Source organism: Microbacterium sp. NPDC060132, from assembly GCF_042729675.1.
Lineage (GTDB): Bacteria > Actinomycetota > Actinomycetes > Actinomycetales > Microbacteriaceae > Microbacterium > Microbacterium sufflavum.
In genome coordinates, this window is record NZ_JBHWXU010000001.1 from 1,305,302 (window position 1) to 1,329,496 (window position 24,195).

The 24,195-nt window shown below is 71.4% G+C and carries 19 protein-coding genes; 17 read left to right on the forward strand and 2 right to left on the reverse strand.

Going from position 1 to position 24,195, the window contains the following annotated elements; genetic code table 11:
- Nucleotides 1-28 precede the first annotated feature (28 nt).
- The 7 genes from ACFWCH_RS06500 to ACFWCH_RS06530 all read left to right on the forward strand — a co-directional run bounded on the left by ACFWCH_RS06500 (nucleotide 29) and on the right by ACFWCH_RS06530 (nucleotide 9,284).
- A complete protein-coding gene (locus tag ACFWCH_RS06500; protein ID WP_136030489.1) occupies nucleotides 29-934 on the forward strand; it encodes a carbohydrate ABC transporter permease in 906 nt (301 codons plus the stop codon).
- Nucleotides 931-1,836: a carbohydrate ABC transporter permease gene (locus ACFWCH_RS06505; protein WP_136030487.1), complete on the forward strand. Its 906-nt coding sequence runs from the start codon at nucleotides 931-933 to the stop codon at nucleotides 1,834-1,836. Before ACFWCH_RS06500 ends, ACFWCH_RS06505 begins: the two co-directional genes overlap by 4 nt.
- 19 nt (nucleotides 1,837-1,855) lie before the next feature.
- Complete coding sequence (locus tag ACFWCH_RS06510; protein ID WP_136036149.1) at nucleotides 1,856-2,890, forward strand: NAD(P)-dependent oxidoreductase; 1,035 nt, start codon at nucleotides 1,856-1,858, stop codon at nucleotides 2,888-2,890.
- The gene (locus tag ACFWCH_RS06515) at nucleotides 2,890-3,975 is read left to right on the forward strand and encodes a dihydrodipicolinate synthase family protein (RefSeq protein ID WP_247638111.1); all 1,086 of its coding nucleotides are present in this window, start codon (nucleotides 2,890-2,892) and stop codon (nucleotides 3,973-3,975) included. The genes ACFWCH_RS06510 and ACFWCH_RS06515 overlap by 1 nt, the downstream gene beginning before the upstream one ends.
- Nucleotides 3,972-4,988 (forward strand): hydroxyacid dehydrogenase, encoded by a 1,017-nt coding sequence (locus ACFWCH_RS06520; protein ID WP_378803165.1) that lies wholly within the window; start codon nucleotides 3,972-3,974, stop codon nucleotides 4,986-4,988. Before ACFWCH_RS06515 ends, ACFWCH_RS06520 begins: the two co-directional genes overlap by 4 nt.
- Nucleotides 4,989-5,148: 160 nt before the next feature.
- A complete protein-coding gene (locus tag ACFWCH_RS06525; RefSeq protein ID WP_247638112.1) occupies nucleotides 5,149-7,296 on the forward strand; it encodes a peptidase C14 in 2,148 nt (715 codons plus the stop codon).
- 284 nt (nucleotides 7,297-7,580) lie between these two features.
- Entirely contained in the window at nucleotides 7,581-9,284 is a 1,704-nt protein-coding gene (locus tag ACFWCH_RS06530) for a glycosyl hydrolase (RefSeq protein ID WP_247638113.1), read from the forward strand.
- Between the two features lie 177 nt (nucleotides 9,285-9,461).
- On the opposite strand, the gene ACFWCH_RS06535 is transcribed toward ACFWCH_RS06530, so the two are convergent.
- Together ACFWCH_RS06535 and ACFWCH_RS06540 are read right to left on the reverse strand one after the other, a co-directional pair.
- Complete coding sequence (locus ACFWCH_RS06535) at nucleotides 9,462-10,319, reverse strand: SDR family NAD(P)-dependent oxidoreductase (RefSeq protein ID WP_378803166.1); 858 nt, start codon at nucleotides 10,317-10,319, stop codon at nucleotides 9,462-9,464.
- Nucleotides 10,316-10,978 (reverse strand): GntR family transcriptional regulator, encoded by a 663-nt coding sequence (locus tag ACFWCH_RS06540; RefSeq protein WP_378803167.1) that lies wholly within the window; start codon nucleotides 10,976-10,978, stop codon nucleotides 10,316-10,318. The genes ACFWCH_RS06535 and ACFWCH_RS06540 overlap by 4 nt, the downstream gene beginning before the upstream one ends.
- 149 nt (nucleotides 10,979-11,127) lie before the next feature.
- Between ACFWCH_RS06540 and ACFWCH_RS06545 the strand changes: the two genes are divergently transcribed.
- The 10 genes from ACFWCH_RS06545 to ACFWCH_RS06590 all read left to right on the forward strand — a co-directional run bounded on the left by ACFWCH_RS06545 (nucleotide 11,128) and on the right by ACFWCH_RS06590 (nucleotide 24,137).
- Nucleotides 11,128-12,489 carry an MFS transporter gene (locus ACFWCH_RS06545; RefSeq protein WP_136035293.1) on the forward strand — a complete coding sequence of 454 codons (1,362 nt, stop codon included), beginning with the start codon at nucleotides 11,128-11,130 and terminating at the stop codon, nucleotides 12,487-12,489.
- A gap of 144 nt (nucleotides 12,490-12,633) precedes the next feature.
- The gene (locus ACFWCH_RS06550) at nucleotides 12,634-14,169 is read left to right on the forward strand and encodes an ABC transporter substrate-binding protein (protein ID WP_136030061.1); all 1,536 of its coding nucleotides are present in this window, start codon (nucleotides 12,634-12,636) and stop codon (nucleotides 14,167-14,169) included.
- A gap of 1 nt (nucleotide 14,170) precedes the next feature.
- Entirely contained in the window at nucleotides 14,171-15,133 is a 963-nt protein-coding gene (locus tag ACFWCH_RS06555; RefSeq protein WP_378803168.1) for an ABC transporter permease, read from the forward strand.
- On the forward strand, nucleotides 15,126-15,974 hold the full coding sequence (locus ACFWCH_RS06560; protein ID WP_247638117.1) for an ABC transporter permease: 849 nt from the start codon (nucleotides 15,126-15,128) through the stop codon (nucleotides 15,972-15,974). Before ACFWCH_RS06555 ends, ACFWCH_RS06560 begins: the two co-directional genes overlap by 8 nt.
- Nucleotides 15,971-17,794, forward strand: a complete 1,824-nt coding sequence (locus ACFWCH_RS06565) for a dipeptide ABC transporter ATP-binding protein (protein WP_378803169.1) — start codon at nucleotides 15,971-15,973, stop codon at nucleotides 17,792-17,794. Before ACFWCH_RS06560 ends, ACFWCH_RS06565 begins: the two co-directional genes overlap by 4 nt.
- 51 nt (nucleotides 17,795-17,845) lie before the next feature.
- Complete coding sequence (locus ACFWCH_RS06570) at nucleotides 17,846-20,032, forward strand: DUF4148 domain-containing protein (RefSeq protein ID WP_378803170.1); 2,187 nt, start codon at nucleotides 17,846-17,848, stop codon at nucleotides 20,030-20,032.
- 35 nt (nucleotides 20,033-20,067) lie between these two features.
- Nucleotides 20,068-21,459 carry a hypothetical protein gene (locus ACFWCH_RS06575; RefSeq protein ID WP_378803171.1) on the forward strand — a complete coding sequence of 464 codons (1,392 nt, stop codon included), beginning with the start codon at nucleotides 20,068-20,070 and terminating at the stop codon, nucleotides 21,457-21,459.
- Between the two features lie 50 nt (nucleotides 21,460-21,509).
- A complete protein-coding gene (locus ACFWCH_RS06580; protein WP_136035568.1) occupies nucleotides 21,510-22,271 on the forward strand; it encodes an SDR family NAD(P)-dependent oxidoreductase in 762 nt (253 codons plus the stop codon).
- The gene (locus ACFWCH_RS06585) at nucleotides 22,268-23,344 is read left to right on the forward strand and encodes an enolase C-terminal domain-like protein (RefSeq protein ID WP_378803172.1); all 1,077 of its coding nucleotides are present in this window, start codon (nucleotides 22,268-22,270) and stop codon (nucleotides 23,342-23,344) included. The genes ACFWCH_RS06580 and ACFWCH_RS06585 overlap by 4 nt, the downstream gene beginning before the upstream one ends.
- Nucleotide 23,345: 1 nt before the next feature.
- On the forward strand, nucleotides 23,346-24,137 hold the full coding sequence (locus ACFWCH_RS06590; RefSeq protein ID WP_378803173.1) for an SDR family NAD(P)-dependent oxidoreductase: 792 nt from the start codon (nucleotides 23,346-23,348) through the stop codon (nucleotides 24,135-24,137).
- Nucleotides 24,138-24,195 lie beyond the last annotated feature (58 nt).

Below are 24,195 nucleotides of genomic sequence, written 5' to 3' on the forward strand. Positions count from 1 at the left end.
TCTCCGCCCCCGACGTGAGGAAACGACAATGACGACGGCCACCACGGCACCCAAGCCCGCAGGGCGCGTCGCCCGGGTGCTCGCCCGGCGGGAAGCGCGCATCGCGTTCCTGTTCGTGCTCCCCGCCTTCCTGCTGTTCATCGCCTTCCGCTTCGGCCCGAGCATCGCGGGCGTGGCGCTGAGCTTCTTCGACTACGACATCTCCGGCGAGATCGCGTGGCGCGGACTCGACCACTTCCAGCGCCTGGTCGCCGATCCGCTGTTCTGGCGGGCGCTGGGCACCACCGTCATCTACACGGTGCTGGCGGTGCCGATCGCGCTCGTGCTGTCGACCGTGATGGCCCTCGGCGTGCGACGGGCCTTCCGCGGCGCCCGCTTCTTCCGGTCGATCTTCTTCCTGCCCGTCATCACCTCGCTGGTGCTCGCCGGCTCGATCTTCGTGTGGATCTTCTCGGCGAACGGCCCCTGGTCGGCCCTGATGGCCCCGCTCGGGCTGGGCGGCTCGTGGCTCGGCAGCACCGTGCTCGTGATCCCCGCGATCGTCGTGGTGGGCGTGTGGTCGCGGTTCGGCTACGGGATGATGATCCTCATCGCGGCGCTGCAGGACGTGCCGCGCGAGCTGGAGGAGGCCGCGCTGGTCGACGGCGCGAACGCCTGGCAGCGGTTCCGGTGGATCATCCTCCCGCACCTGCGCCCCACGTTCTTCTTCCTCGCGGTGATCGAGACCACCGCGGCCTTCCAGGTGTTCGACGTGATCTACGTGATGACCCAGGGTGGTCCGGCGAACGCCAGCTACTCGCTCGTCTACCTGCTGTACGACCAGGGCTTCCGCTACTTCGACTACGGCTACGCGGCCGCCGTCGGCGTCGCCCTGTTCGTCATGACCCTCGTGGTCGCCCTCATCCAGCGCCTCGTGATCGGAAAGCAGAAATGACCGCTCTCCTGCAGCCCCCGACGCAGACCGCCGCGCCGACCCCGCAGCCCGCGCCCCGCAAGCGCCGCTCGTTCCGCGCGCTGGAGCCCACCGGCTGGGGCGTGGTCGTGCGGTGGATCTGGCTGAGCCTCGCGGGCATCCTCAGCTTCTTCCCGTTCTATGCGATGGTCGTGCTGAGCCTGAAGCCCGGCATGGTCGTCGAGCTCCCCGGCTCGCTGCTGCCCTGGACGGACATCTCGTTCGACTCCTACGCGCAGGTGCTCGGCGGTCAGAACATCCTCGGCTGGCTGTTCAACACGCTCGTCTACTCGCTCGTGTCGGTCGTGGCCGTGCTGTTCCTCTCCGCGCTCGCCGGATACGCCTTCGCCAAGAAGCGCTTCCGCGGCAAGGAGGTCATGTTCTGGTCGTTCCTGGCGATGGTCATGGTGCCGTTCCACGTGACGCTGATCCCGACGTTCATCCTGATGGCGAACCTCGGCGGCATCGACACCTACTGGGGCCTGATCCTGCCGACGCTCGCGAACGCGCAGGCCGTGTTCCTGATGCGGCAGTTCATCCAGGGGCTGCCCGACGAGCTGTTCGAGGCGGCACGGATCGACGGTGCGGGGGAGTTCCGCATCTTCCTGCGGATCGTGCTGCCGCTGTGCAAGCCGATCCTCGCCACCCTCGGCATCTTCGTGTTCCTGTGGCACTGGAACGACTTCCTGTGGCCGCTCATCATCGCCAAGTCGAACTCGATGTTCACCCTCACCGTGGGCATCTCGTCGCTGCAGCAGCAGAACGTGCCGCTCAGCACCATGCTCGCCGGCTCCGTCGTGGCGCTGCTGCCCATCTTCCTCGCGTACCTGATCGCCCAGCGGTACGTGCAGGAGGGCGTGACCGGCACCGGGATCAAGGGCTGAGAAGAAGGGAAAGCACCACATGACTCAGCACAGCTTCGCCTCCGAGGCCGAGCTCGAAGAGGCCCTGGCCACGCCGAGCGACGCGCTCGTGGCCGACCTGGCACGCGGATCGGGCGACCTCGTGATCCTCGGCGCCGGCGGCAAGATGGGCCCGACGCTCGCGATGCTCGCGCGCCGCGGGATGGACGCGGCCGGCCGGAAGGACGACGCCGTGTACGCGGTCTCGCGCTTCGGCGACGCCGCGATCCGCGAGCGCCTGGAGGCCGCGGGCGTGACCGTCGTGCCGTTCGACCTGATCGAGAACGACGACTTCTCCGTCCTTCCCGACGCCCCCCACGTGGTGTTCATGGTCGGCGCGAAGTTCGGTGCGGCGACCAACGCGTCGTGGGCGTGGGAGGTCAACGCCGCCCTGCCCGACCGGGTGGCCCGCCGCTACCGCGACAGCGCGATCGCCGTGCTGTCCACCGGCAACGTGTACCCGTTCGTGCCCGCGTCGTCGGGCGGCGCGTCGGAGGACGTGACCCCGGCGCCGATCGGCGAGTACGCCCAGTCGTGCCTCGGACGGGAGCGGGTGTTCGAGTTCGGTGCGCAGGAGCGCGGCACGAAGGTCGCCATCATCCGCCTGAACTACGCGGTCGACCTGCGCTACGGGGTGCTGGCCGACATCGGCACGGCCGTGCACGCGGGCGAGCCCGTGTCGGTCGCCACCGCCAACGTCAACGTGATCTGGCAGGGCTACGCGAACGAGGTGGTGCTGCGCAGCCTCGTGCACGCGTCGACCGACCCGTTCGTCATCAACCTCACCGGGCCGGAGCTGCTGAGCGTGGAGTCGGTCGCCCGCGGCTTCGGCAGCCTGTTCGACCGCGAGGTCACGATCGTCGAGGAGCCGCAGCCGACCGCGCTGCTCAGCGACGCCCGCCGCTGCATGGCCCTGTTCGGCTACCCGTCCGTGTCGGCCGAGGAGCTGATCCGCATGCAGGCCTCCTGGATCGACGCGGGCCTGCCGATGATCGCCAAGCCCACCAAGTGGGCCGTGCGGGACGGGAAGTTCTGATGTCGTCGTCGTCCGCGGACACCGCGACCGTGCCGGTGCTGCGACCCGAGGCCGCGGCCACGCTCGCGCGCGGTGCCGTGATCCCCGCGCACCCGCTCGCGCTGACGGCCGACCGCACGCTCGACGAACGCCGCCAGCGCGCCCTCACGCGCTACTACCTCGACGCGGGCGCCGGTGGTGTCGCGGTGGGGGTGCACACGACCCAGTTCGAGATCCGCGACCCGGAGCACGCCCTGTTCGAGCCCGTACTCGCGCTCGCCGCGGAGGAGCTCGACGCCCGCGCGGGTGCCGAGGTCGTGCGCATCGCCGGTGTGGCGGGCGGCACGGCGCAGGCGGTGGCCGAGGCCGAGCTCGCGCGCGGGCTGGGGTACGACGCCGTGCTGGTGAGTCCCCGCGTCGCGGGCGCCGACGAGCGTGCCCTGCTCGAACGCGCCCGCGCCGTCGGCGAGGTGCTGCCCGTGGTGGGCTTCTACCTGCAGACCGCGATCGGCGGGCCCGTGCTCGGCCGTGACTTCTGGCGCGAGTTCGCGTCGATCCCCTCCGTGGTCGCGGTGAAGGCCGCGCCGTTCGACCGCTACCGCACGCTGGAGCTGGTGCGCGGGGTGGCGGCGTCCGGTCGCGCCGACGACATCGCCCTGTACACCGGAAACGACGACGCGATCGTCGCCGACCTGCTGTCGGAGTTCCACGTGGACTCGCCGTCCGGCCCGCGCACGCTGCGCTTCGTCGGCGGGCTGCTCGGCCAGTGGGCCGTGGGTACGCGGGCGGCCGTCGCGCTGCTGGAGCGGGCGCGGCAGGCGATGGACGGTGACGCCGAGGCGTACCGCGAGCTGGGGCTGCTGGCTTCCGACATGGTCGACGTGAACCAGGCGGTGTTCGACCCGGGCAATGACTTCCACGGCGTGATCGCGGGCGTGCACGAGATGCTGCGCCAGCAGGGCCTGCTCGACGGCACGTGGTGCCTCGACCCGGCCGAGGGGCTCTCGCCAGGGCAGGCGGAGGAGATCGCCCGGGTGCGCCGTGCCTACCCGGCCCTGAACGACGACGCGTTCATCGCCGCGCACCTCGAGGACTGGCTGCGATGAGCGCCGCGGCGCCCGCGGTCGTCGTGGCGGCGGTTCCGGAGGCGCTGTCGGCGGAGTTCTTCGCGCCCGCCGACCTCGAGCGCCTGCACCGTGCCGCGGCCGCCGCGGGCGGGAGGTTCGTGCGGGTCGAGTCGCTCGACGACCTCGACCCCGCCGAGCTGCGCGGGGCACGGGTCGTGATCACGAGCTGGGGTGCCCCGCCGTTCGACCCCGCCCTGCTCGCGCGTCTTCCGGCGCTGGAGCTCGTGGCGCACACGGGCGCATCCGTCAAGGCGTTCGCGACCGGGGAGCTGTTCGACCGGGGCGTCGCGGTGACCCAGGCGGGCGACGCCATGGCCCGCCCGGTCGCCGAGGTGTCGCTCGCCTTCACGCTCGCGCTGCTGCACCGGCTGCCCGAGCTGTCGCACGGGGTGCGCGCGGGCGGCTGGTACGACGCGGCCGCGGTGGGCACGCAGCACGAGATCCTCGGGGCGCCCATCGCGGTGATCGGCGCGTCGCGGACGGGTCGTGCGTACCTGCCGCTGATCTCGGCGCTGGGCGCGGAGCCGCTGCTGGTGGATCCCACGATCGACGCCGCCGCGGCCGCCGTCCTCGGTGCCGAGCTGGTGCCGCTGGACGAGGCGCTTCGTCGCGCCCGCATCGTCGCGGTGCACGCGCCGACGCTGCCCGAGACGCATCACCTCCTCGGTCGGCGGGAGCTCGCGCTGATGCCCGACGGCGCGGGGCTGGTGAACACGGCCCGCTCGTGGCTGGTGGACGAGGCCGCGCTCATCGACGAGGTGCGTACGGGCCGCCTGAGCGCCGCGGTGGACGTGTTCGACGAGGAGCCGTTCGGCGCCGACAGCCCGTTCCGCACCCTCCCCGGGGTGCTCGTGACGCCGCATCGCGCCGCTGGCACCCACGAGGGGCGGCTGCGGCAGGGCCGGATCGTGGCGGACGAGGTCGCGGCGTTCTTCGAGGGCCGACCGCTCGCCCACACGGTGGATCGCGCCGCGCTGGCGTGGATGGCATGACCGCGGTGATCGCGCGCGGGGACGACCCCGCCGGCTGACGCGGGGTGGATCGTCCGGGTGGGAGCCCGGGGTGCTGGGGTCGGGGGACTCGAGGGAGGACGCGGCTCGGCCGGACGGCCGGACGCCTGACCGCGGCGACGACGCCGCAAGGAGGATGAGCATGACCCAGCAGGAGATGACCGAGACCGCCGCGCTGCGCAGCAGGCGCATGCTGCTCGCCGGGTTCGGTGCCGCCGCGCTCGGCGGTGTCGCGGCGGCGGCCGCCCCGAGCGCCGCGCAGGCCGCCGGCCCCGTGGCTCCACAGGACTCGTCGGGCTCGAAGACCGTGGCGAACGCCGGCACGGCTGCGGCGCTCGCGGCTCGCAAGGGCAAGGACGGCGACCTGGTGCGCACGAGCGGCTACGCGGCTCCCGGCGACGGCGGCGCCGGCCTGTACCGCTTCGTGAAGAAGGACGGCCCTGCGGCCAACGGCGGCACGGTGCTCGCGGGGCCGAAGGGCGGCGTCTGGGTGCTGGTGCACCAGGGCACGGTGGACTTCCGGGTGTTCGGGATCATGGACGCCTCCGTCCCGGCCGACGACGCGCTGGACGCGCTGGTGGGCGACGCGAGCGTCCGCCGCATCGAGGCGTACTCCGACCTCAACTTCGTGCGCCGGCACCGGTTCACCCGTTCCAACCTGGCGTTCGACTTCCACCACCACCTCATGACCACACAGGGCATCGAGAACGCCGGCAAGGACGACCCGTTCGCCGCGGTCATGTTCTTCCGCGGCGAGGTGACCGAGGCGGTGCAGGAGGCGCGGCTCGGCGAGAACGTGCCCGACCTCGCCGACGTCTTCCCGGTCGCCGACTCCTCGTTCTTCGCGGTCGGCGAGTGGTACGCGGCCGAGGTGAACGCGCTCTCGGGTCGCTGGGAGCGCGAACTGCAGCGGCTCGTGCAGGTGACCCAGATCGTCGACGGCACGCACATCCGCGTGAACTACAAGAACGGCTGGCCGCTCGGCAAGGACCGCACCATGACGTGGCGGCACGTGAAGCCCGTGCAGGACATCACGGTGTCGAACCTGAAGTTCCTGGGCGGAGGGACCGACGAGTACACCGGCTCGCACCCGCTGGCGTTCGAGTACGCGGTGCGCTGCGACGTCGACCACATCGACGGCACCGCCACGTTCTGGCCGCTCATCCAGCGTCGCTGGAACACGTACTTCAGCACCGAGAGCTGCACGCTGAAGAACCCGACCTCCGTCACGTGGGGTGGCGCGGGCTACCTGACGCAGCAGATCTACTGCCTGTACGGGTACGTCGCCAACTGCCACACCGCGAACGCGCGGCACCTCAACGACTTCACGGCGAGCGCCTACTGCCTGGTGGAGAACTGCCACGGCGACGGCGACGACCAGGGCCCGTTCGTGACGCACGGGCAGTACGAGCACGACCTGACCTACACGGGCAACTCCGGCCTGATGACGTTCGCGAACTCGGGTGCCGCGTGGGGCTCGGCCGCCAAGCGCATCACGGTGCGCAAGCACGTGTGCTCGTGGTTCGTGGCGCGCGTGCGCATCACCGACCTCACGCTGGAGGACGTGCAGGTGATCGGCAAGCCGTCGCTGTCGGGCTCCGGCATGCTGTGGATCAACGCCGACGGCGCGCAGCTGCGCGGGTGCACCGCGTCGGACACCCTGATCATCACGCAGGCGTCGGACAACTCCGCCCGCCCGACCGTGATCGCCGACTCGCACATCACGTTCGTCGCTCCGGGCGACCTCACCAATGCGACGGTCACGACCCCGGTCACCTTCGTCGACACCGTGCTCACGAACGTCGGCGGCGTGAAGATCGGCGGGGCGGGCGCCGTGACGTTCCGCGGCTCGACCCTCACCGCCGCGGAGGACTCCGCCCCCCTCGCGTCGTCGTCCGAGCGGCTGCGGTTCGAGGGCGCGACCCTGCGCAACGTGCGGATCGCGGCGGCCAGGGGCGAGCGGCAGACGCTGGAGTTCGCGGGTGCGGACGTCGCGGCGAAGGGCGGCACGGGGATCGGGCGGACGGGCGCGGGCGAGCTGCACGTGACCCTGAGCGACAGCACCTTCCGCGGCGACGGCGGCACGACCCACGTCTCCCTCACCTCGGGCGCGACGCACTACCGCGCGGTCGGGAACCGGTTCGAGGGCGGCAGGCTCGAGCTGGGGGCCGACGCGTTCGGTGCCGAGTCGACGCTGCTGCACACCGGGAACGTCGAGGCCGGGGTGACTCGCACGGCCTTCCCCGACGCGGGCGACCGCGTGGTCGACACCGCGAATCTGCTGGTGTGAGGGTGCGCCGCGGGAGGACCGTTCGTCGGCTCTCCCGCGGCCGTCGGGATCGTATCGCTCTGGAATATGGGTAACGCGTTACATTCTGTCGCATAGGGTGGACACCGCTATCTGTTCGCAGGATGCACGAGGGGGAAAGCTCGGCCCGCATCCGAACCAGAAGAACCCGGTGACATCCCGAGAGATCCGGGCGGTCTTCCTGACCCTTCGAAATGATGAGATCACTACGTAATTCGATTCACCCTGTCCGCTCTACCCTGCTCGCCTCTCTCGCCGCCGTCGCGGTGATCGGCTCCGGTGCCATCGCGGCACCCTCCTCGGCCTCCGCCGCAGACGCGGCGTCGAACGCCATCGCCTCCGTGATCGAGAGGGGGTCGGAGTGGTCGTACTACCGGTCGACCACGGCGCCCTCGTCCGACTGGCAGACCGGCTCGTCGTCGTGGGACACCGCGAAGGCTCCGTTCGGCGCCGGTTCGCGGGTCGGACGCGTCGCGACGAAGATCCCGTCGTCGACCGACCGCCCGCTGTCGACCTTCTTCACCAAGAGCTTCACGCTCACCTCGGACCTCCCCGAGTGGTCGTGGCTCAACACCTGGGCCGACGACGGCATCGTGGTGTGGATCAACGGCACCGAGGTCGGGCGCAAGAACGCGCCGACGGGCGACATCACGGCGAAGAGCTACGCCACCGCCGCGCCGTCGACCACCTCCGCCCGCTCGAACCCGGTGTCGTTCTCGATCCCAGTGAACCTTCTCCACGAGGGCGAGAACACCATCGCGGTGCAGGTGCTGGCCAACTACCACGCGACCCCCAATGTGAGCTTCGACGCACACCTCGTGCGGGAAGACACCCCGTCGGGTCAGGCCGTGGCTCCCGCGCCCGCCCCGGCTCCGGCCCCGGCTCCGGCTCCGGAGGACGACTCCACGCAGGTCGCGCCGCCGGCGAGCGAGCAGGAACCTCCGGCCGAGGAGCCGGCTCCCGCACCCGAGCCGGCCCCCGCCCCCGCTCCCGCGCCCGCGCCGGCGACGGACGGGAGTGGGTCGGCGACGAGCGACCCCGACGCCTGCGGTGCCCAGGCGATGCTGGCCCCGTCGTGTGGCGCCCTGTGGGGCGTGTACGCCACCGAGGGCGGATCGAACCTCGTGACCTCGGTCACCGATCTCGAGGCCAAGGTCGGGCGCAAGTTCGACATGACCATGCGGTACCACGACTTCTCCACCCACGTGCATCAGGGGCAGTTCCCGGACGCGGAGGAGCAGACGCTGGGTCAGGACCGCACGCTGCTGTTCTCGTGGCAGTCGCGCGTCTCCGACACCAACACCATGATCGCGTGGTCGCGCATCACCAAGGGCGAGATGGACTCGTACATCGATTCCGCCGCCGACCGGGTCAAGGCGTTCGGCAAGCAGGTCATGATCGCGTTCGATCCCGAGTTCGACAACGGCCCGAACGAGGAGAAGGGCACGATGGCGGACTACGCCAGCGCCTACCGCCACATCCATGACCGTTTCGAGGCCAAGGGCGTGACCAACGTCGCGTGGGCCTGGGTGTCGACGGGGTACCTCGGCGACGGGAACGACGACCGCATCATGCAGGGCTACCCCGGAGACTCCTACGTGGACTGGGTGGGTTACGACCCGTACAACTTCTACACGTGCAACGGCACCGGGTGGACGACGTTCGCCGACAAGATCGATCAGAAGTACCACTTCTTCACGCAGGGCAGCCTGGGCACCAAGCCGCAGATCCTGTCCGAGTACGGCACCTCGTACAACACGTCCGACCCGGCGCTCGCGCAGGACTGGCACCGCGACATCCCCGATGCGCTCAAGGACTACCCGAACCTGAAGGCGCTCGTGCGGTTCAACTCGCCCGGTGCCCTGGGCACGGGGGAGAAGTGCACGCTCCAGATCGAGAACGGCCCCGGCATGCTCGAGTCGTTCAAGGACGCGGGTCTGGATCCGTTCGTGAACACACGCGGGAACTGACCCCGCGTCGAGCCGCTCCGCTCGACAGGACTGCGCCCCCTCGGGCGCCGGTGCCTCACACACCGGTGCGCGAGGGGGCGCTCCTCGTGTCACGACCGCGGGCGATCGCGTCCGCGGGATCCGGCGACGCGCGATCGGCGTCCGCGGGATCCGGCGACGCGACCGGCGTCCGCGGGGTCAGTCCTCGGCGGCGGGGAGTCCGACGAGCTCGGCGCTCCGCTGCCACAGGGCCTCCGCGAGCACGGGGTCGTTCGCCTGCGGGTTCACCCGGGTGGTGAGGACGCGCTCGTCGTAGTAGGCGCCGGAGGTCCAGGTCTCGCCCGGGGTCCCCTCGATGAACCACCGCAGGGTCGCCCCTCCGCGGTCGGTCCCGATCAGGAGGACGTGCCGCAGCGGCGACCGGTACACCAGCCGCATGATGCTGGACGAGTCCGCCGCGAAGTTCGTGCGGACCGTGCCGGGGTGGAACGCCACGGCGCTGAGGCCCCGCGCGTGGAACCTCTCGTGCAGGCTCTTCGCGAACAGGATGTTGGCGAGCTTCGCGTCGCCGTAGGCCTTGTTGGGGCTGAAGCGGCGATGGTTGTCGAGGTCGTCCAGGTCGAGGTGCCCGAACAGCCGGTGGCCCACGCTCGACGTGTTGATCACGGCGCCGCGCGCCCGGAGCAGGTGGGGCAGCAGCAGGTTCGTCAGCAGGAACGGCGCCAGGTGGTTCACCTGGAGCGTCTTCTCGTGGCCGTCGACCGTGGGGGTGCGGTCGCCGAAGATGCCGCCGGCGTTGTTGGCCAGCACGTCGATGCCGTCGTCGCCCACGGCCGCGTCGATGCGGGTCGCGAGGGAGCGGACGTCGTCGAGCCGCGCGAAGTCCGCCACGTGATGCTCGGCTCCGGTCTCCTCCGCGACGGCGCGGGTCTTCTCCGGGGAGCGCCCGACCAGGATCAGCCGATGCCCGGCGTCGGCGAGCTGACGCGCGGCGGCAGCGCCGATGCCGTCGGAAGCACCGGTCAGGACGATGGTGCGGCGGCCGGTCGCGGTCACTCGGCCTCCGCATCGACCGTCGGGGTGATGCGCTCGACAGCGCGCGTCACGTGCTCGGCGATCACGGCGCGGGCGCGATCGGGGTCGCCGCTGGCCACGGCGTCGATGATCTGCTGGTGGCTGCGCACGTGCTCCTCCTGCTCGGCGGGGTCGAGCGCGGCGTTCGCGGCCTGGATGAACCCGGCGATCCGACCACGCAGCTGGGCGCTGAGCTCGTCGAGGAACCGGTGCTCGGCGAGGTCGGCCAGCGTCTCGTGGAACAGCCGGTCCTGGCGCAGCACCTCCGCGATGTCGCCGGGCGCCGCATCGGACATCGCCTGGATGATGGCGCCGAGGCGTGCCGCCGACTCCTCGTTCCACCGCTCCTGCACGCGGATGGCCATGAACTGCTCGAGCACGATGCGCAGGCTCGAGATCTCCTCCAGGTCCTGCGCGGTGAGCTGGGCCACGCGGGCGCCGCGGCGGGGTTCGCGTGTGATCAGGCGCTCCTCGGCCAGGCGGGTCAGCGCCTCGCGCACCGGGATGTGGCTCACGCCGAGCCGCTCCGCGAGCTTGCGCTCCACCAGCCGTTCGCCCGGCGCGAGCTCGCCCGAGTGGATGGCGGCCCGAAGCTCGTCGGTGACCTGTTCGGCGATGTTCTGATCCGACACGCTGCGCATCCGGGGCCCTTCTCGGTTTCGCGCGGCCCGGTGCTCGTCGCGCGGGGCCTCTTCGCTCGCTCGATGCTATGGCATCCGCGACAGGACTGGACAGAACGACGCTGGTGCTAGATGCTATAGCAAAACCCAGCGATGACGAAGGAGTTGTCATGTCCGGCACTGACTCGGCCGCCCAGGAGCGCGCCGCCGACGCCGCGGTGGGAGCCGCGGCCATGAAGAAGGCGATCTGGCGGCTCGGCCCGTTCCTCGGACTGCTCTACCTCGTCGCCTACATCGACCGGAACAACGCGGGCTTCGCCAAGCTCGAGATGACGGCCGCGCTGAACATCACCGAGGCGGCGTTCGGCTTCGCGGCCGGCATCTTCTTCATCGGGTACCTCCTCTTCGAGGTGCCCAGCAACCTGCTGCTGGAGAAGTTCGGCGCCCGCAAGTGGATCGCGCGCATCATGATCTCGTGGGGCATCGTCGCCGCCCTCACCGCCTTCGTGCAGGACGAGACGCAGTTCGCGATCGCGCGCTTCATCCTCGGCATCGCGGAGGCCGGGTTCTTCCCCGGCGTGCTGCTCTACCTCACGCTCTGGTTCCCGCGGCAGTACCGCACGCAGGTGCTCGCCGTGTTCGTGCTGTCGAACCCGATCGCCAACGCCGTGGCCGCACCGCTGTCGGGCTGGATGCTCGAGCTCCACGGACTGTGGGGTCTGGACGGCTGGCAGCTGGTGTTCCTCCTGCAGGGCGTGCCCGCCGTGCTGCTCGCGTTCGTCGTGTTCTTCTGGCTGCCCGATCGCCCGCAGGACGCCCGCTGGCTGAACCCGGCCGAGCAGCGGTGGATCACCGACACGCTCGCCGCCGAGACGCAGGCCACGGAGCAGCGCCACGGCCGCCTCCGCCTGGGCGAGGTCTTCCGCAACGGGCGTCTGTGGACGCTGATCGTGCTGTTCTTCGGCGTCGTGTTCGGGGCGTACGGCCTGGGCATGTGGCTGCCGACGATCGTGAAGAGCATGGGCGACTTCTCCAACGCCACGACCGGATGGCTGGTGGCGTTGCCCAACCTCTGCGCGGCGCTGGTGATGCTGCCGTGGGAGCGCGCCGCGCGGAAGCAGGGCAACATCCCGCTCCAGATCGGCATCACGCTGAGCATCACGGCCCTGTCGCTCATCGCAGCGGTCGCGGCGCAGGGCACTCCGATCCTCGCGCTCGCGGCGCTGTGCGTCGGGATGTCCGCCCTGTTCTCGACCACGCCGCTGTTCTGGAGCCTGCCGCCCATGGTGCTCACCGGCACGGCCGCAGCGGCGGGACTGGCGTTCATCAACTCGGTCGGCAATCTCGCCGGGTTCGCCGGACCGTACGCGATCGGCTGGATCAGCCAGACCACGGGATCCGCCGTGTGGGGCCTGCTGCTCATCTCCGGGCTCACCCTGCTCGGGGCGACGATCGCGTTCGTGCTGAGCCGTCGCGCCGACTTCACCACGGCGCCCGCACCGGCGCCGCAGTCGGCGCCCGCCGCGCACTGAGCCGCCCGGATCGGCGGGCGTAACGAGAACGTAACCCCGCCGATCCGGTTCGCTCTAGACGCCCTCGCGCTTTTGCTACATGCTATAGCGAACACCCTTACCCGAAGCATCACCCGAAGCACCACCCGACACCTGGAGGCACCCATGTCGCGTCGTCGCGTCCTTCTCGGCGGAGCAGCGCTGCTCACCGCCGCGCTGATCACCGCTGGCTGCAGCACCTCATCCACCCCCGACGGCTCCGCCCAGGACGGCGGCACGCTCACCGTCGCCGCGGCCCAGGGCATCCCGCAGCTCAACCCGGCCATCCGCACCTTCGCGTGGGAGGAGGTGCTGTTCCCGCTGCTCTGGAACGGCCTCACCACCACCGACGAGTCCGGCGAGATCGTCGGCGACCTCGCCGAGAGCTGGGAGACCTCGGACGATCAGAAGACGTGGACGTTCACGCTCCGCGACGGCGTCACGTTCTCCAACGGCGACCCGTTCACCGCGGAAGACGCCGTGGCCTCGTTCGAGTACTACCTCGACCCCGAGACCGCCACGCAGGAGAAGAACAAGATCGACATGGTGACCGACGTCACCGCCCCCGACGACAAGACCGTCGTCATCACGCTCTCCGAGCCGATCGCCACGTTCGACGCCGGCATCGTCTGGGTCAAGATGCTCGACGTCGACGCGCTCGACACCATCGACAAGGAGCCCATCGGCACCGGTCCCTACATCGTCGACGCCTTCACACCCGACGACAGCCTCACGCTCGTGCCCAACCCCGAGTACTTCGGCGACGCCCCCGCGCTCGACGAGATCAGGATCGTGAAGGCCGCCGAGTCCACGGCTGCCGTGACCGGACTGCGCTCGGGCGACATCGACGTGCTGTGGTCGGTGCCGCAGGGCGACGTCGAGGGCCTGGAGGCCGGCGGCGACATCGCGCTCGTGAAGCCGGAGAACCCGAGCCAGTGGCCGTCGTGGGAGGTCGACACCACCTCCCCGCCGTTCAACGACGTGCGTGCGCGGCAGGCCCTCGCATACGCGATCGACCGCGAGGCGATCCTCGACGCCGCGTACTACGGCCAGGGCACGGTCTCCCCGACCAACAATGCCCTCGGCGAGGTGAACCCCTGGTACGGCGGCGACCTGACCGACTACTCCTACGACCTCGACAAGGCCAAGGAGCTGTTCGCCGAGGCCGGCGTGACCGAGGGCAGCACCCTCACCTGGTGGGGCGTCGCCGGACAGTACCCGGAGTGGAACACCAGCGGCGAGATCCTGCAGGCCAGCCTCAAGGAGATCGGCATCACCCTGAAGATCGACAACAACGACGTCGGCACCTGGGTCGACTCGTTCTACCCGGCGGGCAAGAGCTTCCCCGGCTACATCGTGCCGAACTTCCAGTCCACGCCGCCCGAGCCCGCCTACTCGCTGAACTTCTATCTGGAGGGCCGCTGCGAGTGCAACTGGGTCGACCCGGAGTTCCAGTCGGCCTTCGCCGCCGCCGTCGCCGAGCCCGACCAGGCCGCGCGTGCCGAGAAGTGGGGCACCGTGCAGACGATCATCAACCAGCAGGTGCCGCTGATCGTGCCGCTGCAGTCCACCGTGGTCACCGCGACCAGCACGAAGGTCGACGGCGTGTGGGTCGAGGGCGGCGGGCAGCTGCACCTCGAGAACGCGCAGCTGAAGGGCTGACGTGCTCCTCTCCGTCCTGCGGCGGGTGGCGATCAGCATCGCGATGCTGATCACCACCTCGCTCCTCGTGTTCGTGGTGCTCCGGCTGCTGCCGGGCGACCCCGTGATCACCCGTCTCGGCTCGACGCCGGGCGTGGACGCGGAGATGCTCCAGCGTCTGCGCGAGGAGGCCGGGCTCGACGCCCCGGTCATCGAGCAGTACCTGCGCTGGATCGGCGGCGTCGTCACGGGCGACTTCGGGCAGTCGTACTTCAACCAGTTCTCGGTGACCGAGCTCATCGCGCAGCGCCTGCCCGCCACGCTCGAGCTCACGCTGATCGGCATCCTGCTGGCCGTGCTCATCGCGACCCCAGCCGCCGTGATCGCCTCGCTGCGCCCGCTCGGCGTGGTCGACCGCGTGCTCACGGCCATCTCCACCGCGGGCATGGCGCTGCCGCAGTTCCTCATCGGCATCGTGCTGATCGTGGTGTTCGCCGTGCAGCTGAAGTGGCTGCCCGCCCGCGGCTACACGCCGTTCGCGGACGACCCGGCCGACAACCTCGTGCGCATGATCCTGCCCGCCCTCACCCTCGCCTTCGCCGCCGCGCCGCTGCTGATGCGGTTCCTGCGGGCGTCGATGGTCGAGGTGCTCGACGCCCCCTACATCCGCACCGCCCGCGGCAAGGGGCAGTCGGCGAGCGGGGTGGTGCTCGGGCACGCGCTGCGCAACGCCCTGATCCCGGGGCTCACCATGCTCGGCCTCATCGTCGGATACACGCTCGGCGGGGTCGTGATCGTGGAGTACGTGTTCGGTGTTCCCGGGCTCGGCTCGCTGGCGATCGACGCCGTGTTCAAGCGCGACTACGCGGTGCTGCAGTCGGTGGTGCTGCTGATCTCCGCCATGTTCATCCTCACGACGCTGATCGTCGACCTGCTCTACGGCGTGCTCGACCCGCGTCTTCGTGCAAGGAGCAGCCGTGGCTGACACCCTCACCCTCGCCCTGCGCTCGACCCGTCCGCGCCGCCGGCTCGCCGTCGCCTCGTGGATCCCCCTCGCGCTGCTCGCCCTGATCGTGCTGGCCTGCGTGCTCGCGCCCGTCATCGCGCCGTTCGACCCCGCGGCCCAGTCGCCCGACCGCTTCGCCGCGCCCTCGGCCGTGCACCTGTTCGGCACCGACGAGCTCGGCCGCGACCTGTTCAGCCGCGTGCTGTACGGCGGACAGCTCACCGTGTTCATCGCCGCCGGTGCCACGCTCGTGGCGATGGTGCTCGGCATCGCCTGGGGCATGGCCGCCGCGTTTGCCCGCGGCTGGGCCGACGAGCTGCTCATGCGCCTGGCCGACACCGTGATGGCGATCCCGCAGATCCTGTTCGCGCTGGTGTTCATCTCGGCGTTCGGCGCCGACCCCGTGAAGCTCGCCGTCATCATCGGCATCCTGCTCACCCCCACGACCGCGCGGCTGGTGCGGTCGTCGGTGCTGAGCGAGCTGCAGGAGGACTACTTCACCGCGGCCGTGGCCTTCGGCTCGAAGCGCAGCCGCCTGCTGTTCGCGGAGGTGCTGCCCAACGCCAAGGGACCGATCGTGGTGCAGGCCGCGATCAACGCCGCGAACGCGATCCTGCTGGAGGCGTCGATGAGCTTCGTCGGGCTCGGCATCGCGCCGCCCGAGGCCACCTGGGGCACCCTCGTGCAGCAGGGCTACCAGAAGATGTACCAGTCGATCGGGTACGTGCTGTTCCCCGCGCTGTTCATCTTCGTGACCATCTGGCTGCTCAACGTGCTCGCCGACCAGTTCGGCGGCGACCGGAAGGGGAAGGGCCGATGACCGACGCCGCTCCCGTCCTGCGGGTGCAGGACCTCACCGTCTCCTACGGCGACGTGACGCCCGTGAAGGGCATCACCTTCGCGGTGCGCCCCGGCGAGCGGATCGGCCTGGTCGGCGAGTCCGGCTCCGGCAAGTCGCTCACCGCGCTGTCGATCATGCGCCTCAACGACGGCGCGAAGCTCGGCGGCAGCATCCGGCTGCGCGACCGCGAGCTGCTGACTCTCCGCACGCGCGAGATGACGAAGGTGCGCGGCGGCGAGATCGCGATGGTCTACCAGGACCCGATGTCATCGCTGAACCCGGTGCGCACCATCGGGCACCAGCTCGTCGAGGCGATCCGGCTGCACGAGCGGGTGTCGCGGCAGGCCGCGCGTGCCAGGGCCGTCGAGCTGCTGACCGAGGTCGGCGTGCCGCTGCCCGAGGAGCGCCTGAGCCAGTACCCGCACGAGTTCTCCGGCGGCATGCGGCAGCGCGTCATGATCGCGATGGCCATGTCGTCGCGGCCCGCGGTGCTGATCGCCGACGAGCCCACCACCGCCCTGGACGTGACCACGCAGTCGCGCATCATCGACCTGCTCGACCGTCTCGCGGAGGACCACGGCACCGCGGTCGTGCTCATCACGCACGACCTCGGCGTCGCGGCCGGCTTCTGCGAGCGGATCCACGTGATGCGGCACGGGCGCGTGGTCGAGGAGGGCCCCGTCGACCGGATCTACGCCGCGCCCGAGCACCCGTACACGCAGGCGCTGCTGGGGGCCGTGGTCGACCTCACGGTGGACGTGCACCAGCCCATCCCGACCGTGGACGCCCTTCACCTCGCACCGCCCACCCCGGAACCGCACGGTGCGGGGCCATCCCACCCCCGGTCCGTGAGCGAGGGGCCCTTCGACGAGACGAAGGGCGCCGCCGACACGATCAGCGCGGTCGACCGGGCCCGGGAGTCGGGCGACGTGCTGGTCGACGTGCAGGGCGTGACGAAGGTGTTCACGCTGGGCTCCGGACGCCGCGTGACCGCGGTCGACGACGTGTCGTTCCAGATCCGCCGCGGCGAGACCGTGGGGCTCGTCGGCGAGTCGGGGTCGGGCAAGTCGACCGTGTCGAAGGCGGTGCTCGCGCTCGGCGGCATCGACGGCGGTGCGGTGGTGTTCGACGGGCAGCGTCCGCACGACCTGCGCGGCGAGGAGCTGCGCAGGCTGCGCCGCCGCATGCAGATGGTGTTCCAGGACCCGTTCTCGGCGCTCAACCGCCGGCAGACCGTGGCGCAGATCATCGAGGCGCCGCTGCTCGCCCACGGCATCGGCACCCGGGCGACCAGGGCCGAGAAGGTGCGCGAGGCGATGCACCGGGTGCGGCTGGACGAGGAGTTCGCGCACCGGCTCCCGCGCTCGATGTCGGGCGGCCAGTGCCAGCGGGTGTCGATCGCGCGGTCGCTCGTGCTGGAGCCGGAGTTCCTGGTGCTGGACGAGTCGGTGTCGGCGCTCGACGTGTCGATCCAGGCGCAGGTGCTGAACCTGTTGCGCGACCTGCAGTCCGAGCTCGGCCTGACGTACCTCTTCATCAGCCACGACCTCGCCGTGATCCGGTACATGTCGTCGACCGTCGCCGTGATGCAGCACGGGCGGATCGTGGAGGTCGGCGCGCGCGACGCCCTGTTCGCGAACCCGCAGCACGAGTACACGCGCAGCCTCATGGCCGCGATCCCGGTGGCCGATCCGGTGCTCGAGCGGCGCCGGCGGGCCGAGGCCGCGGCGCTCTGGCAGGCGCAGGGGGCGGTCACCGCGGTCGTCCCGGCCCCCACCGCCGCGGGAGCGCGCGGATGACACCGACGGGACACCTCGTCCCGACCCGCCGTCGATAACGAAGGAGTCGTCATGTCCGACACCACCACCGGCACCGAACAGGGTGTGCGCTCGACGGGGCGTCGCGCCCTGATGACCGGGCTCGGCGCCGTCGCGCTCGGTGCGGCCGGGTCCGTCGTCGGCGCGTCGTCCGCGCAGGCGGCCCCCGTCGCGGCGGGCTCGAAAGACGTCACGAGGGCGGAGACCGTCGCCGACCTGGCCGGGCTGCGGGCGCGTGAGGGCGAGCTGGCGATCGTCGCCGGGTATCACGCGCCCGGCGACGCCGGCCTGCTCGTGTACGTGGGGGCCGGTGAGGCCGACACCGCGGTCAACGGCGGCACGGTCGTCGCCGGCAAGCGCCACACGAAGTGGGTGCTGCTCCACGACGGCACGGTCGACTTCCGGGTCTTCGGCATCACCGGACCCGAGACGGCGGCCGACGACGCGCTCGACGCGCTGGTGAACGACCCCGCCGTCCGGCGCATCGAGGCCCAGACCGACCTGCTGTTCCAGCGGCGGCACGTCTTCACCCGCTCGCACATCGAGATCGACTTCGGCGGGCACCTGGTCACCACGGAGGGGATCGAGCCGAACACCGCCGACAACCCGTTCGGCGCGGTCATGTTCTTCACCGGGGCGGCGGCAGACGTGGTCGTCGAGCACCGGCTGACCGAGCCGTGGGCGGAGCTGACCGACGCGGTCGCGGTGCCCGACGCCACCCCGTTCGCCGTCGACACCTGGTGGGCGGTGCAGTGCGACGAGGTCGCCGGTGGCGGGCGGGACGAGCGCGAGCTGCAGCGGTTCGTGCAGGTGACGCAGCAGCTCGACGCCGCGCACATCCGCGTCGACTACCTCAACGGCTGGCCGCTCGACACCGGTCGCCGGCTCACCTGGCGCCGGATGGAGCCGGTCGTCGGGGTGCGCATCGCGAACATGCGGTTCCTCGGCGCCGGACCGTTCGACGGACCCACCGACGGGTCCTTCCCCGATCCGCGCGAGCGCACAGGGTCGCACCCGATCGCCTTCGAGTACGCCGTCCACTGCGACGTCGCCGACGTGCACGCCAGCCGCACCTGGTGGCCCGTGATCATGCGGCGGTGGAACACCCACTTCACCACCGAGCGCTGCTCGGTCGAGAACCCGCCCACCGTGTTCTACGGCGGCGCGGGGTACCTCACGCAGCAGATCTACAGCCTCTATGGGCGGGTCGCCGACTGCACGTCGTCGAACGCGCGGCACCTGAACGACCTCACCGCGAGCGCGTACTGCATCGTCGAGAACTGTCACGGCGACGGCGACGACCAGGGCGGCAACCCGTTCACGACGCACGGCCAGTACGAGCACGACCTCACCTTCATCGGCAACTCCGGGCTGATGGACATCGCCAACTCCGGGGCGCAGTGGGGCACGGCCGCCAAGCGCATCACGGTGCGCGACCACGTGTGCTCGTGGTTCGTCGCGGGCACGAAGATCAGCGACCTGACGCTCGAGAACGTGCGGGTGATCGGCCGCTCCACGTTCGACCCGCAGGCGACCATGACGATCAACGCCGACGGGGCCCAGGTGCGCGGCTGCACCGCCGGGCTGCTGGCGATCGGGCAGCGGTCGGCGCGGTCGTCGCGGCCGACGACGATCGAGGACTCCACGTTCGCGCTGCCGAAGGACCAGGTGCTCGTGCAGACGCCCGTCACGGTCCCGGTCAGCTTCGTGCGCTGCACCATCGGCGGCATCGACGGGACCAAGGCCCGCGGTTCGGGACCGGTCGAGTTCGTCGACTGCCGGCTGAGCGGCCCGGTCTCCGGCGCGCCGTTCGAACTCGGCGCGTCGCGGGTCACGATCCGCGGCGGTACCGTGCGCGACGTGCTGCTGTCGGCGACCGCCGTGCGCGACCAGCTCATCGCCGTGGAGGGCGTGGAGCTCGGCACCGAGCGGGCCGACGTCGCCCTGCTGTCGCGGGCGGCCGGCGACGGCGCCGTCACCTGGCGTCTGAGCGGCGTGACCTCGACGGTCGCGAACGGTGCGGCGCACGCCGACATCGGTGCGGGCGTGAACCACGCGCGCATCACCGGCTCCCAGTTCGTCGGGGGACGGTTGCGGCTGGCCGACGGGTTCGCGGAGCCGTCCACGCTGCTCTACAGCGACTCCGTGGAGCGCGGGGTCGAGACCACGGTGCCCGAGGCCGGGGACCGGGTGCTGATCGCCGACGTGCTGAGCGTGTGAGCGACGGCCATGATGGACGACAGGGAGGACCTGGAGTGAACGACACGGCAGCTGCCACGCGCCTCGGCGACCGCATCCGCGTTCCGCGCACGCGCGCCCGCATCGGTGTGGCCCGGCGCGACATCACGCCCCCGGTGGGCATCCGCGCCAAGAACTGGGGCCCCGCCGACTGGGAGCGCTCCGAGGGGGCGCATCGCCCGTTCGAGCTGACCGCGCTCGCGGTGATCGGGGCCGACGAGCGCCCGCGCGTGCTGCTCGCGGTCGACGGCACCTGGTGGCGCCGGGTCGCCGACGAGCAGGGGGTGCGCGGCGCGATCCTCGACGGTCTCGGCCTGGAACCCGACCAGCTCATGCTGTCGCTGTCGCACACGCACGCCGGCGCGGTGCTGTGCGCCGCCGACGCGCACCTGCCAGGGGGCGAGCTCATCCCCGGCTACCTGGAGGCGCTGTCCGCCGCCGGGGTCGTGGCCGGACGGGAAGCGCTCGACGGCGCCCGCCCCGGACTGATCGAGTGGACCACGGGCACCTGCACCCTCGCCGCGGAACGGGAGCTCGACCTCGACGGACGGGCGCTCGTGGGCTACAACCCGCAGGGCACCGCCGATGACACCGTGACCATCGGTCGCATCAGCGTCGACGGCCGGGTGCGGGCGACCCTGGTGAACTACGCCTGCCACCCGACCACGCTCGCCTGGCAGAGCCGTGAGGTGTCGCCGGACTACGTCGGGGCGATGCGCGAGATCGTCGAGGCCGCGACCGGTGAGCCGTGCCTGTTCGTGCAGGGGGCATCGGGCGAGCTGGCCCCGCGCGAGCAGTACACGGGAGACGTGACCGTGGCCGACCGGCACGGACGCTCGCTCGGACACGCGGTCCTCGCCGCGCTCGACGCCCTGCCGCTGCCCGGTGAGGAGCTGACGCTGGACGGTGTGGTCGAGTCGGGCGCGCCGCTCGCGATCTGGGCGGGGCGGCCGGTCGACGGCGGAGACGGGGCGCGCGGGGTCGTGGCGGCCGTCGAGCTCCCCCTGCGCGACCTGCCGACGCTCGACCAGCTGGCGGAGGAGTGGAAGGACATCGACCCCCGCTCCCGCGACGAGCGTCTGGGCCGGGCGCGGAACCTGCGCGACGGCTACATCGACGGGCCCACCGTGCAGCACCCGGTGTGGGCGTGGCGCTGGGGCGACGCGGTGATCGTGGGGCATCCCGGCGAGGCATACTCCCGGTTGCAGACGACGCTGCGGGAACGGTTCCCCGCGACGCCCATCGTGGTGATGAACCTGACGAACGGCCCGGGCTTCGTCTACCTCCCGACGCGCGAGGCCTACGACCGCGGCGCCTACCAGGCCTGGCAGACCCCCCTGGCCGCCGGGGCCCTGGAGCTGCTGGAGGCGCACGCGGTGACCCTCGTCGCGAGCCTGCTCGACGACTGACCCGCGGCCGCTACACTTGCTATAGCAAATCCCCGTCGTAGAGGAGAGACATGACCGCGCAGCGCCCCGTCGCCATCGTCACCGGAGGCTCCGCCGGCATCGGCTGGGAGATCGGACAGCGGCTCTCCGCCGACGGGTACCGCGTGGTGGCGACCGACCGCGTGCCCGGCCTCACCGCGGGCGACAACCCCGCCGGCATCCTGTGGCGTGAGCTCGACGTGACCGATCACGCCGCGGTCGACCGGGTGTTCGGCGAGATCGAGGCTGAGCTCGGGCCCATCGAGGTTCTCGTGAACAACGCGGGCATCCAGCGGCACCGCGGCATCGAAGACCTCACGTGGGACGAGTGGTCGGCCGTGGTCGACGTGAACCTGCACGGGGTGTTCTCCGCCCTCCAGGCCGCCGGGCGCCGCATGCTCGACCGCGGCGAGGGGCGCATCGTCAACATCTCGTCCATCTCCTCACGCGGTTCCGCGGGCCGGGCGCCCTACGCCACGACCAAAGCCGCCGTGATCGGGCTCACCTCCACCGCCGGGGCCGAGTGGGCGGCGCGGGGCGTGCGCGTGAACGCGGTCGCCCCGGGCTACGTCGACACGGGCGTCTTCCGGCAGGGGGTCGAGCAGGGCACGCTGAGCCTCGACACGATCCTGTCGCGCATCCCCGCGAAGCGCCTAGCCGACGCGAGCGAGATCGCCGCCGCGGTCAGCTTCCTCGTCTCCGACCAGTCGCGCTACATGAACGGCCAGACGCTGTACGTCGACGGCGGGTTCATGGTGGACTACGGCGTGCCCCTCGCGAAGAAGCCCGAATGAGCGCGATCGCCCGCGTCCACACCGCCACGGTGGTGCTGCCGCTGCCCGCGCCCCTGCAGCTCGGGGGCATGACGGTCACGCGCCGCGAGTACACCGCGGTGCGGGCGACCGCGGGTGACGGCACCACCGGCGTCGCGTACTGCCTGTCGCGCGAGGCGCCGATGGCCGAGATCGTGGAGCGGCTCGTCGCTTCGCACGCGGTCGGCACCGACGCGGACAACCCGGCGAGCACGTGGGAGCGGATGCTGCGGGGGAGCGCGATCGTCGGACGGGTCGGGCTCGTGCGCCGGGCCATCGGGCTCGTCGACATCGCGCTGTGGGACATCGCCGCGCGGCGGGCCGGGGTGCCGCTGTGGCGCCTGCTCGGCACGGGCGACGCTCCCCGCGACGCGATGCTCGTGGCCGCGTACCCGTCACCGCAGCGCACGCCCCGGGAGGTCGCGGACGAGGTGCTGGCCCAGGCGGACGGGTGGTCGCAGGTGAAGATCTCCCGCATTCCCGATCCGGCATACATGCGCGAGCTGCTGGCGCTGCTGAACGCAGAACTGCCCGACACGACCGGGCTGGTGGTCGACGTGGGCTTCGGCTGGCCCGACGCCGGCACGGCCCTCGCCGAGATCGCGCAGTGGGGCGACCCGCGCCTGGCGTGGCTCGAGGATCCGCTGCTGCCGGAGGACGCGGCGGGTGTCGCGCGGATCCGCCGCGAGTCGGGGCTGCCGGTCGCGGTGGGCGACGAGGTGACCGACCCCGCGGTGCTGAAGGCGCTGGTGGAGGTCGGCGAGGTCGACGCGCTGCGCCTCGACGTGGTCGCGATCGGCGGAGTCACCCCCGCACGGGAGCTGATCGCGTGGGCGGCCGAGCGGGGAATACCCGTGTCGGGCCACGTGTACCCCGAGGTGACCGCACATCTCGGCATCCAGGTCGAGACCTTCGCGCGCGGCGTGAACCCGTACGACCCCGCGCCCTCGTTCGTGACGGGCGGCCCGCGGTTCGACGGCGCCGTGACACCGAGCGATACGCCGGGCCTCGGGTTCGGGCTCGACCCCGCCGTGTTCCGATTCGAGAGGGACTGACATGACCGACTCCCCGCGCAGTGTCGTGGTCACCGGCAGCGGCAAGGGCATCGGCCGCGCGGTCGCCGAGCGCCTCACCGCCGACGGCTGGATCGTGGTGGGGCTCGAACGCTCCCCGGGCTCCGGCACGGTCGAGGCGGGCGTGCTGGCGGAGGTCGTGCTCGGCGATGCGTCCGACCGGGAGGCGCACGAGCGCGCGGCGACCGTGGCCCGTGCGCGCGCACCACTGGCCGGGTGGGTGAACAACGCCGGCATCACCCGGCGCACTCCCCTGCACGAGCTCGACGAGACCGCGGTGCGGGAGATCATCGGCATCAACGGCTTCGGCTATCTGTGGGGCTGCTCGACCGCGGTGTCGGCCTTCGTGGACCAGGGCCTGCCGGGGGCGATCGTGAACATCGGCTCGATCCACGGGCGGACGAGCTTCGTGGATCACGCCGCCTACGAGTTCACGAAGGGCGGCATCGATGCGCTCACGCGCAGTGTCGCGGTGACATATGGCGGTCTCGGCATACGTGCGAACACCGTGGCGCCGGGCGGCGTGCGCACCCCGCACCTGGAGGCGCAGATCGCCCGAGCGGCCGACCCCGCTGCGGAGGAGCGCGCGCTCGCGGAGGGCCCGCCGATGGGACGCATCGCCCGAGCGGAGGAGGTCGCCGCCGTCACCGCATTCCTGCTCTCCGATGAGGCCCCGTACCTCTCCGGTCAGTCCATCGCGGTCGACGGCGCCTGGACCGCGTCCTTCGGCGACATCGCCGTCGACCCCGCCCTGCGCGCCCGCTTCGACGCCTGACGCCACCGATTCCTGAGGGCCGTTCGTCTCGTCGCCGGTGAGGTGCCTGAGCGCCGTT